General features: G+C 27.3%; 14 protein-coding genes. 2 read left to right on the forward strand and 12 right to left on the reverse strand.

Going from position 1 to position 14,359, the window contains the following annotated elements; translation table 11 throughout:
• Positions 1-110 precede the first annotated feature (110 nt).
• Entirely contained in the window at positions 111-1,511 is a 1,401-nt protein-coding gene (gene nhaC, locus ACEXNK_RS02980) for a Na+/H+ antiporter NhaC (protein WP_373599711.1), read from the forward strand.
• Here nhaC and ACEXNK_RS02985 read toward each other — a convergent pair whose 3' ends face one another.
• From ACEXNK_RS02985 to ACEXNK_RS02995, 3 genes are all read right to left on the reverse strand, one after another.
• Positions 1,512-2,672 (reverse strand): MFS transporter, encoded by a 1,161-nt coding sequence (locus tag ACEXNK_RS02985; RefSeq protein WP_373599710.1) that lies wholly within the window; start codon positions 2,670-2,672, stop codon positions 1,512-1,514. It lies immediately after the preceding gene.
• Positions 2,673-2,769: 97 nt separating this feature from the next.
• The gene (locus tag ACEXNK_RS02990) at positions 2,770-3,786 is read right to left on the reverse strand and encodes a BMP family lipoprotein (protein ID WP_373599709.1); all 1,017 of its coding nucleotides are present in this window, start codon (positions 3,784-3,786) and stop codon (positions 2,770-2,772) included.
• A 230-nt stretch (positions 3,787-4,016) separates the two neighbouring features.
• Positions 4,017-5,264, reverse strand: coding sequence for a dicarboxylate/amino acid:cation symporter (locus ACEXNK_RS02995; protein WP_373599708.1), 1,248 nt, complete (start codon positions 5,262-5,264; stop codon positions 4,017-4,019).
• A 206-nt stretch (positions 5,265-5,470) separates the two neighbouring features.
• Here ACEXNK_RS02995 and ACEXNK_RS03000 point away from each other — a divergent pair, with 206 nt between their 5' ends.
• A complete protein-coding gene (locus ACEXNK_RS03000) occupies positions 5,471-6,355 on the forward strand; it encodes an AraC family transcriptional regulator (RefSeq protein WP_373599707.1) in 885 nt (294 codons plus the stop codon).
• 21 nt (positions 6,356-6,376) lie between these two features.
• Here the strand turns inward: ACEXNK_RS03000 and ACEXNK_RS03005 are convergent, their stop codons facing one another.
• The 9 genes from ACEXNK_RS03005 to ACEXNK_RS03045 all read right to left on the reverse strand — a co-directional run bounded on the left by ACEXNK_RS03005 (position 6,377) and on the right by ACEXNK_RS03045 (position 14,303).
• Positions 6,377-6,643 (reverse strand): hypothetical protein, encoded by a 267-nt coding sequence (locus ACEXNK_RS03005; RefSeq protein ID WP_373599706.1) that lies wholly within the window; start codon positions 6,641-6,643, stop codon positions 6,377-6,379.
• Between the two features lie 11 nt (positions 6,644-6,654).
• The gene (locus ACEXNK_RS03010; RefSeq protein WP_373599705.1) at positions 6,655-7,557 is read right to left on the reverse strand and encodes a sensor histidine kinase; all 903 of its coding nucleotides are present in this window, start codon (positions 7,555-7,557) and stop codon (positions 6,655-6,657) included.
• 21 nt (positions 7,558-7,578) lie between these two features.
• The gene (locus tag ACEXNK_RS03015; protein WP_373599704.1) at positions 7,579-8,385 is read right to left on the reverse strand and encodes a hypothetical protein; all 807 of its coding nucleotides are present in this window, start codon (positions 8,383-8,385) and stop codon (positions 7,579-7,581) included.
• Positions 8,378-9,301 (reverse strand): ABC transporter ATP-binding protein, encoded by a 924-nt coding sequence (locus tag ACEXNK_RS03020; RefSeq protein ID WP_373599703.1) that lies wholly within the window; start codon positions 9,299-9,301, stop codon positions 8,378-8,380. The genes ACEXNK_RS03015 and ACEXNK_RS03020 overlap by 8 nt, the downstream gene beginning before the upstream one ends.
• A gap of 87 nt (positions 9,302-9,388) precedes the next feature.
• A complete protein-coding gene (locus tag ACEXNK_RS03025; protein ID WP_373599702.1) occupies positions 9,389-10,078 on the reverse strand; it encodes a response regulator transcription factor in 690 nt (229 codons plus the stop codon).
• Positions 10,079-10,151: 73 nt separating this feature from the next.
• Entirely contained in the window at positions 10,152-11,114 is a 963-nt protein-coding gene (locus tag ACEXNK_RS03030; RefSeq protein ID WP_373599701.1) for an ornithine cyclodeaminase family protein, read from the reverse strand.
• A gap of 138 nt (positions 11,115-11,252) precedes the next feature.
• Positions 11,253-11,930, reverse strand: coding sequence for a copper homeostasis protein CutC (locus tag ACEXNK_RS03035; protein ID WP_373599700.1), 678 nt, complete (start codon positions 11,928-11,930; stop codon positions 11,253-11,255).
• A complete protein-coding gene (gene pepV, locus ACEXNK_RS03040; RefSeq protein WP_373599699.1) occupies positions 11,924-13,333 on the reverse strand; it encodes a dipeptidase PepV in 1,410 nt (469 codons plus the stop codon). Before pepV ends, ACEXNK_RS03035 begins: the two co-directional genes overlap by 7 nt.
• Positions 13,334-13,352: 19 nt before the next feature.
• On the reverse strand, positions 13,353-14,303 hold the full coding sequence (locus ACEXNK_RS03045; RefSeq protein ID WP_373599698.1) for a N(4)-(beta-N-acetylglucosaminyl)-L-asparaginase: 951 nt from the start codon (positions 14,301-14,303) through the stop codon (positions 13,353-13,355).
• Positions 14,304-14,359 lie beyond the last annotated feature (56 nt).

The following is a 14,359-nucleotide window of genomic DNA, read 5'->3' on the forward strand; positions in this document are numbered from 1 at the left end:
GTCTATTTATTTTTATTAGTTCATGAAATTTTTTTAGTAATATCTAACTTGATATAATTTTGATTACTCAAATGTAAATTGGGAATAAATATTTAACAAGAGGTGATTATATGAATGACAATTCGAGACAAGTCAGCTTCAAAGAATCTTTAACAGTGTTTACAATTTTAATATTTAGTTTAATAGTCGGAGTAGCTATTCTAAAAATAGATTTAACCGTTGTGTTGCTTATATCTTTATTTATAGTTATTTCATTTTCAATGATTAAAGGTTATTCTCTAGAATACATAAAATCAGGAATGGCAAATAGTATTACTAGGACTTATGATGCTTTACTTATATTTATATTAATTGGAGCCAATATAGGTATATGGATATTATCCGGTACAATACCTAGTTTGATATATTATGGACTAAATATTTTATCTCCTAATATATTTTTACCTGCAGGATTGTTAATCTGTAGTTTAACATCACTTGCAACAGGTACTTCGTGGGGAACAATTTCTACTGTAGGTATAGCGCTTTTAGGTATTGGTCAAAGTCTAGGGATTCCAGTTCCATTAATAGCTGGTATGATAGTTTCTGGTGCTTTCTTTGGAGATAAAATTTCTCCCATGTCTGATACAACAAATTTAGCAGCTGCGTCTACTAATACCAATTTGTATGATCATATAGGTTCTATGTTATATACAACTATTCCATCATACTTGTTAGCTTTAATAATATATACAATACTAGGTTTAAATTATAAAACTAGCTATATAGACTATACTCAAGTAAATTTGATACAAAATACATTGAGTAATACATTTAATATATCTTTATTTACTTTAATCCCAATAATTATTGTTATAGTACTTAGTATAATGAAAAAACCAGCTTTAATTTCTATGTCTATAGGAATAATTTTCGGAATTTTTGTTGCTGTATTTTTTCAAGATGCATCTTTTAAAGAAGCTTTAACCGTTTTAAACACAGGATATACAATTCCTACTAATGTGGATATAGTAGATAAGCTAATTATTAGAGGTGGTATACAAAGTATGATGTCTACTTTCTCTTTAGCCTTTATAGCTTTATCTCTCGGAGGTATATTAGATGAAGTTGGATATTTAAAAATTTTAGTCGAGAAAATACTTCTAAAAGTTGAAAAGGTTGGTAGTTTAATTGCTATAACTATTTTATCTTGTATTTTAAGTAATACTATAATGGGCGAAGCATATCTTTCAATTATATTAAATGGACGGTTGTATGAATCAAAGTATAAAAGTTTAGGACTCCAAAGTCGTATGTTAAGTAGATCTTTAGAAGAAGGATCTACATTGACTACAGGACTTATTCCTTGGACTACAGCAGGAGCTTTTATCAGCGGTACTCTTGGAGTTTCCACTTTAACTTATGCGCCTTTGGCATTTTTTAATATATTAAATCCATTAATATCAATTTTATTTTCCTATTTAGGAATATTTGTATTAAAATCTAACAAAAAAATAAAAACTATAGGGTAATTACCCTATAGTTTTTATTTTTTTATTATCTTCTTTTTTTATACTGCATACAATAAATCCTATACAGGTTATAACAATTGATAATATATATATAGTTTTAAGTCCAAATACATCTATACCTATACCTACTGGTAATTTTATAACTGCTGAAGAAATACCTATAGCCATAGATGTTATAGTTAAAGCAGTTGCTTGTATTTCACTTGAAAACTTTTCTTTTATATATCCAATATACGCTACTAGCATAATAGAGAACGCAAGTGCTGTTAATGGTGCTGTTAGTATAAACATAGTTGGTGAAGTTGCAAATAAGCAAGTTAACCATCTTATTAAAAATGTTAAAGTCCCTATTTTAAACACTTTTTTGTATCCATACTTTGAAACTAGCTTATTTATTTTAGCCATAAAGAATATTTCAGGTAAAGCTGTAAATATAACTAATATCCCTATATCACCTTGACTTGCTCCTAATTCTATTAAGTATAAACCTTGATAAGCATTTGTAACCTCACTAATACTTATAGTACATATAACTATTGCTAGTAACCATAAATATGATTTATCTTTTATAAGTTCTTTTAAGTCTTTTCTTAATGTTGACCCTTCCATTTTCTCATTGTCATCATACTTCTTAGAACTTAAAAACGGAAGTACCAATAAAGATAATACAAATAGTACAATATATACTAAAAATATTATTCTAGAGTTTGCTGTAACTTTAATAAGTTGTCCTGTTAAGAAACTTACTAAAGCAAATCCAACAGATCCTCCACTTCTTATTATTCCATAGTTTAAATTTTTATGTTTACAGTAATCTGTTGTTATATTATCCGCTAGAGGAGATATTGCATATCTAAATGCCTCAGCTAAAGTGGCTACTACAAGTAGTATTGGGAATAACTTAACACTAGAATACATTCCCATTATAATACAGTTTATAGCTACACATATTCCAAGTATTTTTTTATCTTGTTTAGTTACATCTGTTATAATCCCCCATAAAGGCACTACTAATATACCTATTATAGATGGAATAGATGTTATAATCCCTATTTGCGATACAGATAAATTTAATGATCCTTCTAAGTATGGCACTATATATGGTATAAATGCTCCTAACCCCCCATATATAAGCACATAATATAAATAGTATTTTATCATATGATGCTCCCTTCAATCAGTTAAATACACTCTATTATACCATATTTTCATTTAAATTAAATAAAAAAAGAAAGGATATAATCCTTTCTTTTTTTATCTATTTCATAGACTCATATTCTTTTTCTGTAGCTGGAACTTTTATTTCTCCATTTACTATTTTATCTGATATTATATTTATTTCATCCATAATTTCTTTAGAAACATTTTTACTTGTATTTTCAGATAATCCGATACCATTTTCTTTTATTCCATAAACTAAAGATTGTCCTCCTGTTAGCTTACCTTCCACTAGCATTTTTGCTAAATCATAAGATGCAACATTCATTTTCTTTATAGCTGAACTTATAACAGTTTCTGGAGCTATATAACTTTGATCTATATCAACACCTATTGCTTTTTTATTATTTTCTTTACACGCTTCTATAGATCCTACACCTGTGGCACCTGCTGCTGCAAATACTACATCAGATCCACTTGATATCATTTGATTTGCTATCGCTTTTCCTTTTGCTGCATCAGAGAACGTATTAGCATATTGACTATTAACTTTAACTCCATCTACAGATTCTGCACCTGCTTTAAACCCATAGTGATATTTTTGTATAGCCGGTGATGCTTCTATTCCACCTATAAACCCAACATTTTTAGTTTCAGATACCTGACCTGCTAAATATCCTGCTAAGTAGGCTCCTTCCTGTTCCTTAAATGTTACAGTAGTCACATTACTTGGAACTTTATCATATGTTTCATCTAATATTGCAAATTGTTGGTCTGGGTAATTTTTTGCCATTTCTTCTATTGTATCTTTAAGTTGGAATCCAACTCCAACTATTAAATCTGCTTCTTGATCCACAAATGACTCTACATTAGATACATAATCAGAATCTTGTTGTGATTCTAAATACTTTATATTTACTCCAAAATCTTCTTTTGCTTTTTTTAACCCTTCCCATGTAGATTGATTAAATGATTGGTCATTTATACTACCTTCTCCTAGTACTATAGCTACAGTAGGTTTATCTGACTCAGCTTTTTTATCTGTTGAACAACCCGTTACTAGTGTTAATGTCAATAACGATGACATTGCTATCGCTGCTAATTTTTTAAATTTCATAATACCTCTCCTTTGTTTTTCCCGAACTTTTCATTCTATTTTTTTACATTAGTTCGTTGTCAGGTTTTTTATTATATAAAATTTCCAATTATTTGTCTACTACTTTTATTTAAAATATAATTTTCTTAAATTATTTTTTCTATTTTTTTATATTTTATACCAAAATATAAATTTTACTTTTATATAATAAAAAGGCCTAGCTATGATGTAATCATATCTAAGCCTAAATATTAATTAGATTTGGAATTTAACCAATTCTTACCTTCAACTAATCTTGCAACCATCATTGCACATACAGTATTTCCCGCTGAGTTTAATAAAGTTGCTGGTGCATCTATAACTGTACCTAAAACAGTTATTATAGGTAACATTTCTGGAGAAAATCCAAATACACTAAGTATTAACATTTCCCCTATTACTCCACCACCTGGAATAGCACCTACAACTGCACCTACTAAAAATGATACTACTACTATACTGATTAATGTAGATGGATTCGTTATATCCATACCAAAAATACCCATTAAAAATGTTATTTTTAATACTCCACCTATTACAGATCCATCTTTATGTATATTTGCTCCAAGTGGAACAACAGTTTCTGCTATATCATCTGGAACCCCCATATTTTTAGCTGAAACTAGGTTAACTGGTATACATGCTGCACTTGAGCAAGTTGCTATAGCTGTAACTGTAGGCCCAACTGCATTTTTCCAAAATATCTTTATTCCATCTACTCCACCTGCAAAATATGCATATAAAGTGTAAAATCCAAAATAATATATAACTGTTATACCTAGATATAATAAAAATGCAGTTACATATCCTGAAAGTATTTGTGCTCCAAGTTCTCCTATTATTGATGCAAAGTAACATCCAAGACCAATTGGTGCATAATACATTATTATTTTAATTATATTTCCAATTACTTCTGATCCTTCTTCAACAAACTTTGCTATACCTTTTGCTTTTTCTCCTGCCATTGCAGTTGCAAGTCCAAACAATACAGCAAATACTATAAGTTGTAACATGTTTGACTTTGAAAATAACATATTAAAATCATTTACAGTTATTGTTTTTACTATTTGTTCTAAGAAACTAACTTTTTCAGTCTCAATAATTTCTCCACTTCCTATTATTGAACTGAACATACTTGAGTCTAAACCTTTAGTTGGGTCTAATATTATAGCTCCTATAATACCTATTATTGCTGATATAAATGCTGTTACAAAAAATACTATAACTATATTACCCATTATTTTCCCAAGTCTTTTCATTGTATTCATATTAGCTATAGCTGATGATACACTGAAAAATACAAGTGGAACCAAAGACATAAATAGCAGGTTTAAGAATAGATCACCAAATGGCTTTAATACTGCTGCTTTAGGACCTAAAACCACACCAACTATTCCTCCTAATAATATTGCTCCTAGCAATATCATTGATGACTTATAGTTTTTGAAAAAATTCTTCATTGCATTCTCCTTTTGCATTATTTTTCTTTTTTTGACAATGAATTTCATTATATTATTATTTTTTAACCATGTACATTGTATAAAGTGCTTTTCACATTGCAAAAAATGCTGTAGTATATATAGTGTAATACAATTATATATATTTAATGTATATTAATTGTAAGTATTTAAATTTTATTACTTAGGTATATGAAAGGTTGTTTTTTATGGATATAAAAAAAGAACATATAAATAAAGTTGGTTATTTAGATGATAATTTTAAAATATTTCACATAAAAGATATGAAAGATATAAAATTCGATTATCATCACCATGATTTTAATAAAATTACAATTTTAATTTCTGGTGATGTTGATTATCTAGTAGAAGGAAAATCTTATAAACTAAAGCCTTGGGATATTTTATTTGTAAGTAATACTGAAATCCATAAGCCAATCATAAATCCAAATAAGTATTATGAAAGAATTGTTATTTGGATAAATCCTGATTATATAGAAAAACATAATATTTATGGAGATGATTTGTTTACTTGTTTTAATATATCTAGTCAAAATAAATCGAATTTACTTAGACTGAATTCTACAGATTTAGAAAATATAAAAAATATATTATTTAAAATCAAAGGTGCCGATAAATCAGAAGAGTTTGGACATGTATTACTTAAAAATTCACTATTTATACAGCTATTAGTATTAATTAATAGATTGTATTTAAAAAATGATACCGATACTCAAGATGTTGAATATGATGAAACAATTCAACAAATATTTAACTATATAAATGATAATTTAAATAAAGATTTATCTATAGATACTATAGCTAATACCTTTTTTATGAGTAAATACTATCTTATGCGTAAATTTAAATCTCAAACAGGTAGTTCTTTACATAGTTATATAGTTCAAAAAAGGCTTATTTATGCTAAGTCCCTGATAAAAAAAGGATATCTTATGAGTGATGCTTGTATCGAGTGTGGATTTAAAGATTATTCAAGCTTTGTTAGAGCATTTAAAAAAGCTTACGGAGTTTCACCTAAACATTACTTAGATAGAATTGGAGAATTTGAAAATAATCCATTTGAGATAGAATAGAAAAAATGCTTAAATAAAAATTTAAGCATTTTTTTCTTTTTTATGTAACTTGTATAGTAATATTATAATACATGTACACAATATTAAACTTATTATTTGTAATATGTTTAATATCACTATATGTTTTATATATTCAGTTTCATAATTTACTAATATAAATTTTAAAGAGGTTAGTCCATATAATCCAATAGATGATAGCACCAAGTTTTTAAGTTCTTTATTTTTTCTATATTTATTTCCATAATATACAAATAAAAAACTCCATATAATTAACCTTCCATAATCCATAGCTATACTCCTTAATTAAATATCTTCCATTTACATACAATGTATAATTTTTCATTTTTTATATATGCATCAATTTCTCCATCCATTTTTTCCATTAATCCTTTAGCTATTGCTAATCCTAATCCCGTACTTTTTAAACAGCTTCTAGATTCATCTTTTTTATAAAACCTATTAAATAGTATATTTATATCTTCTTGTTTTAAATTTTCTATGCTATTTACTATTGTAAGTGCTGCTTTACCATATTTTTGATATAATAAAATTTCTTCATTTCCTTTTGAATATTTGATTAAATTAGTAATTAAATTTTCTATAACTCTATTAACTGCATTTTTATTTCCTATTATTATTAAATTTTCTTGTTTGATGTTTATATTCGGTTCTATATTACTCTCTATTAATTTTTCATAGTAAGCAGTTATAACTTCATATAGTATATTATTTAAATTTATATTTTCAAGTTCTAGTTCATATTCAGAGTTTTCTATAACTGATAAAGAAAATAATTCATTTAACATAATTTGTAATGATTTAGCTCTATTTAGAGCAATATCTATATACTCTATTTTTTTATTTTCATCTATATTATTTTTTTTAGCAATTTGTATATATCCTATTATAGAGGTTAAAGGTGTCCTTATATCATGTGCTATATTTGCTATGGCCCCTTTTAATTCTTCTTCTGCTTGCTGCCTCGTAATATCAGATTCTCTATGAATATCTATATGTCTATTTATACTACCTGCTAATCTTTCTATATCTTTATCAATTAATGCTATATCAAGTTTTTTATTAGTGTTTCTGTTGTTATATCTATTTAATTGTCTAGTTATATTTTTTATCTCTCTTTTTATAAGTAACAGGAGGGTAAGTAAAATAATTATTATTATTATACTAATAATTTTAAATACCACTTTTACTCCCCCCCCTTTCACTTATTTTATATCTTGATTTTTAAAAGTTAAACTTCCTATTATTGTACATAAAGTTATTGTTGTAATACAACTTAATATCATATGTTTTACAGTTTCTATACTTGGATTTTGCTCACATATATCCATAAGCATGTATATAGGATTATTTTTATTAAATATAAATAAGTTATTTTCCCCTGCTATAAAAGTAGTTAGCATAATAAAAAACATTCCTATTGCAATAACATTAGATTTACTTTTAGTTATTACAGCTATCACCATAAATATGCTAGCGAATGAAAGCATTACTAAACTTAATAGTAATGCAAATTTAACCATACTTAAAACTATTTGAATATTAAACTCTACTCCAAATCCTTTTAAAATACTACCTACTATAGTTGATCCCCCTAACAATAAAGTTATTAATATTGTAATTCCTATATATATAGTTATAGACTTTGCTATATATATGTTAATTCTATTGTGCCCATAAGATATGCTATCCTTGTTAACTCCTCTTTGGTAATCTTTTGCAACTAAATCACCTACTAAAGATAAGGATATTATCAATACTATAATCATAAGCCCCATTGCAGATTTAAAATATTCAACTCCCATAGGATTTAAATTATCCTTAAATATATTAAAGGTAAAACCGTAATTCCTTTCAGGTGTAAAATTATAAAATAAATGCAGATTAAAATTTGGTGCAACTATAGATAGAATTATAGTTAAAAATATGCAAACACCTATTATTATTAATAAATTCCTATAGTTTTTACCATATCTTAGTTTTAGTAATTCACCTTTTATCAAATTAAACATTAGCTTTACCTCCAATCAAATTCATGAAGTAATCTTCTAAGTTTTCTCCACTACTTACTATCTGTTCTATTACTATTTGATTTTTAGCCAATATGGTTGATACTTTTCCCGGTTCATTTACATAATCATATAGTTTTATATATTGTTCTTCTATAACCTTAAAGTTTTTGGTTTTTAATTTATCTTCAAGAACTACAATACAACCATTTATATCATCAACTTTTATATCTAAGCTTAACCGACATCTTTCATCTAATTCTCTAGATGTAAATTCTTCTATTAGTCGTCCATTTTTTATTACTCCATAAGTAGTTGCTAATTCATTTAACTCCTTAAGAATGTGACTTGATATAAGTATTGTCATATTTTTTTCTTTATTAAGCTTTTTTAATAGTTCTCTAGTTTCTATAATAGCAACTGGGTCTAAGCCATTTGTAGGTTCGTCTAAAATTAAAAATTCAGGATCTCCTATTAATGCTTTAGCTATTCCCAACTTTTGTTTCATTCCAAGTGAAAAGTTTTTTACCTTTTTATCTTCCACATCTTTTAAATTAACTGTATTTAAAACTCTATTTATACAATCTTCTCCTGGTATTCCCTTTTGAGTTCTTATTATATCTAGATTTTGATAAGCTGTCATATCTTCATACAATGCTGGTGTTTCTATAAGGCACCCTATTCTTTTTCTAGCTTCATTAATACCTTTTTCAGTATCCTCCCCAAATAATATTATATTTCCTTTAGTTATTTTAGCTAAGCCTGTTATAAGTCTTATTAAACTAGTTTTTCCTGCTCCATTCTCACCTATAAATCCATAAATCTCTCCTTTTTTTATATTCATGCATACATTATCAACTATATTATTTTTACGGTAGTATTTACATAAATTTATAGTCCTTAAAACATACTCTTCCATACCCTACTCCCTTTCTTAATTATTTACTTTCATTATATACATTATTTTCTAATTAACTATAAAGAAAGTCTTAAGAAAGTCTTAAGTTTAATCAAATAGTTTATATCCTATTCCCCATACAGTTTTTATATAATCACTATTAGCATACTTTGATATTTTATTTCTTAAATTACTTATATGTACACTTATTGTATTATCATCTCCCATATATTCTTCTTTCCAAACACTTTCAAATAAATTAGACTTAGTAAATACTTTTTTAGGATTCGTTACAAATAACTCTAATAGCGAAAACTCTCTACTAGTCAAATTTATACTATTATCATTTATAAACACATCTCTTGTATCTTTATTAATTTTTATTTCATTTACAATTAGTATTTTTTCACTAACTTGTTTTGAACTTAACTTATACCTTCTTAAGTTGCTAGCTATTCTAGCAATTGTTTCATCTATATCAAATGGCTTTGATATAAAATCATCAGCCCCAGATTTCAACATATCTATCTTAGTATTTTTATCATCCTTAGCTGATATTACTATAATCGGCATACTATAATTCTGTCTTATCTTTTCTAATAATTCTTCTCCATTTATACCCGGAATCATTAAATCAAGAAGTATCATATCAAATTCATTTTCTTTTAAATAAATTAAAGCTTCTGTACCAGAATATGCCGATTTTGAATTATATCCGCTTATATCTACCATATCTGATAATAGTTTATTTATATCATTATCATCTTCTACTATTAAAATCTCTATTTTTTTATCCATTTTATCTCCCTATTATAACAAAATAGATGCCATTAATTTAATTTGTATTTAAATTTAAGGCATCTATTCATGTCTACATTTTTATATATTGTCCAATTTCTTTTTCTATAGCTTTTTTGTAAATTTTATTAGCTACTACCATATCAAACAATCCCATTCCTACAGATTTATATAATGTTGTTTTTCCTTCTACACAGTATGTATTGTCTTCAATGAATTCTCCCATATTTACTATTTCTTCTGATTTTAAAATATTATTCTTTATAGGAATATATAAATCTCCACTTTCTTCTTTAGCAAAATCCGTATCCACTATAACCTTGTCAACAACTTCAAATAATGCATCTGGTAATTCCCTCATATCAGGTTTATATGAACCGATTGCAATTATATGTTTTCCTTTTAATAGTTCTTTGTCATTATCTATCACAGGTTCATATGAAGTGGTTGCAGTTATTATAACATCACTATTTTTTACTAATTCAGTTGAGTTATTTAAAACTATTATATCTATATTTTTAAGCTCTTTTTCTAATTGTAATTTTAAGCCTTCTGCCTTTTCTAAAGTTCTATTATATAAATATACTTTATTTATATTTCTAGCTTTACAAGCGTATAATATTTGGTAAAATCCTTGTGCCCCTGTTCCAATAAGCCCTATACTTTTTACATATTTGCTTGTTGTATGTCTAATTCCAACACCTCCAACAGCTCCTGTTCTTATTACTGTAAGCATTTTCCCATCCATCATGCAAACTACTTCACCAGTTTCTATATCATTTACTAGCATTATACCATCTATAACAGGTTTATTTATTTTTGCATTATTTGGAGCAACAGTAAGTATTTTAGTTCCAAAAGCTTCATTTGTAAAGCAAGGCATGTATAAAGCTGTTAAATCACCATTCTCAACTTGAACTCTATCTGGCATGTTAAACATTCTATCATAGTATATTTTATAAGCATCCTCTATTGAATCCATTATTTCATCTAGTGTTATTGATTTTAAAATATCTTCGCTGTTTAAATATATCATAGTAATCCCCTTTCAATATTCATTGATATAATTATATCATTTACAAATTATATAATAAATACTAACACAGCAATAAAAGCCTGTAGAATGTTATTTTATTCCACATGCTTTTATTACTGTGTTTATCATGTTTACTTATTACTTATTATTTATTATATTTACTAATCTCTTTAATTTTTCTTCATCTATTTCTCCAAAAGGATTTTTATCTACTCTTACAGCTGTTCCAAAATGAAAATCTGCATTATTAGTTAAAGCCTTTATTTTTTCTATATTTTCAAAATTTAAGCCTCCACCTAATAATATATTTATATGTCCTGAGTATTTTTTCATTTCATTTATTTTTTCTATATTTTCAGCTATATTACCTTTTCCTGCTGAGGTTAACACATTTGTTATACCTTCATATTTATTTAATATTTTAATAGATTTTATTACATCAGTTTCATCTATAGCCCTATGATAAGTAACATCTAATCCTTTAGCTGCTTCTAGTAATGTTATTAATTGATCTTCTCTAATAATATTATTAGTATCTAACATTCCAAGTACTACTCCATTTGCACCTATTTCTTTAACCTTTTCTATATCTTTAACCATTATTTTTATATCTTCATCACTATATACAAAGCTTTTTGCATGATGTCTAATCATTACATTAACAGGAATTTTCACTTTGTTAACAACTGATTCTATTAGTCCATAACTAGGAGTTAATCCTCCCTCTGTTAAAGCACTTATAAGTTCTATTCTATCTGCACCACATTTTTCTATAGCTATAGCATCTTCTACACTCATTCCTATAATCTCTAACATTTTTCCTCCTTAGCCAATTCATAGATAGCATTTGCAAATATTTTAGTATTTAATATTATATCTTCAATATCCATATACTCATCACTATTATGAGCTATACCCTTTTGCCCAGGAAATGATGGCCCAAATGGAACAATATTTGGCATTACTTTTGCATAAGTTCCACCACTTGTTGTAGTCGGAGTTCCATCTAATCCTGTAACTCTTTCATATGCCATTTGTAAGCTTTTAACCAAGTATGAATCCTTATCAAAATTTACTGGATTAAAGTTCCTCTCAATATTTAATTTTATATTATATTTTAATACCTTTTCAATAGCTTCTGTTATATAGTCTATTTTACAAGTCATAGGGTATCTGACTCCAAACTTCAAAATAATTTTTTTGCCTTCACATTTTAATTCGTAAGGTGTTAAATATAACTTTCCAGTTAACTCATCTTCAAATGATATACCTAACTTTTCACCATAATATTCATTGTAAAAATATTCATTTACAAAAACAAAGAATTCGTTTAATTCTTTATTTTTCATAATATTTTCTTCTAATAAATACTTTATCATATTAGTTATTGCATTTTCACCAACTTGTGGAGCATTAGCTGGAGCTTGTTTACCATAAGAACATATAGTTAAACTGTCTTTATTTACAACAATATTTATCTTATCACTTATACATATCTTATTATTCTCTTTATTAATTTTGTTATCTAAATAATCTATTATATCGCCATGAATATTATCTTTATATATATCTATAAAGCATTTATCAGGAACTATATTCGACCTAAAATCTCCATAAATTTTTATACCATCTACATTTATGATTTTTTGTATATTAAGCTTACCTATTCCTCTTTCTCCATATACAACTGGATACTTACAATCAGGGGTAAATCCCATTATAGGAGGTTTTTCCTTACTTAAATAATATGGTATATCATTAAATCCGGTTTCTTCATTAGTTCCAAATATTATTCTAACTTTCTTTTTAAGTTTTTTATTAGCATCTACTACAGCTTTAAGGCCATATAACGCACTCATTATAGGTCCTTTATTATCTAAAACTCCTCTTCCATAAATTTTTCCGTTATCTATTTCTCCCCCATATGGTTCATATGTCCAACCACTACCTTCAGGTACTACATCTAAATGTCCCAACACACCTATATAGTCCTCTCCTTCTCCTAGCTCTGCATAACCCATATACCCATCTATATTCTTAGTTTTAAATCCTAGTTTTTGTGAAATCTCAAGTGCTTTTTCAAGCGCTTTACCTACACCTTCACCAAAAGGAAAGCCTTCTACAGGCTCTCCTTCTACACTAGGTATTTTTACTATATCTATAATATCATTTAACAAATCTTCACGTAATTTTTCTACTTGATTATTTAAGATATTCATAAAACTACCCCAATTCTTTTTATTCTATAGGTGCTTTAATTCTAGCAGCATATGCAGCTAACCATTCCTCTGATGCTACTTCATGTACACTCTTTCCATTTATTCTATTGCTTACATATACTGTCGGTTCATGATCTTTAGTTGCTACAGAGAAACTGAAGTTAGGTATATTAGTTGCAACACCCCATTCACCTTTATTATTCATAGCAACAAGAGATAAATCTCCAGCTTTCCCTCTTCTTCTTATAAGTTGTTCATCTAATTCATTAACAGCTTTATCACAAGCTTCTTGAGGTGTTAACCCTTCTTTCATAAGTCTTACTATTTCATAAGATATACAACCTTTCATAAGATCTTCACCAAGACCTGTAGCTGTTGCTCCTCCTACTTCACTATCCACATAAAACCCTGATCCTGATAATGGGGAATCTCCTACTCTACCGCTTTTTTTCATAAATAATCCACTTGTAGAAGTAGCTGCACACATTTTTCCATTATCATCTAAAGTTACCATTCCAACTGTATCATGCCCTACATATGGACTTAATCCTTGTTCTACCGTTTCTTTTCTTCTTTTATTGTAATGTTTTTTTGCTCTATCTGTTAACATATTTTTTCTTTCAAACCCATTTTTGTGTGCATATTCTTCTGCACCAGTTCCAACTAAAAAACAATTTACTTTTTCATCACTTAATTTTTTTGCTATAGATATAGGATTTGCAAAATCTCTAATTCCAGCTACAGCTCCTATAGATAAAGTATCTCCATCCATATAAGCCGCATCTAATTCAACTTCACAATTTTCATTCGGAAGTCCACCATATCCCACAGATTTGTAAAAAGGATAGTCTTCTACTCTTTTTATCGCTAATTCTATAGCATCCCCTGCATTCATTCCTTCATTTAGTTTCTCACTGCTCTCAGATATTCCTTCTATCGCCATTCTCCAAGTAGCTATTATTCCCCACATATGTCTTTCCTCCTGATTTTTAATAAAAGCCTTGGTTTCCCAAGGCTTTTTGATTT

Origin of the sequence: Paraclostridium bifermentans, assembly GCF_964259345.1 — a bacterium.
Lineage (GTDB): Bacteria > Bacillota > Clostridia > Peptostreptococcales > Peptostreptococcaceae > Paraclostridium > Paraclostridium bifermentans_B.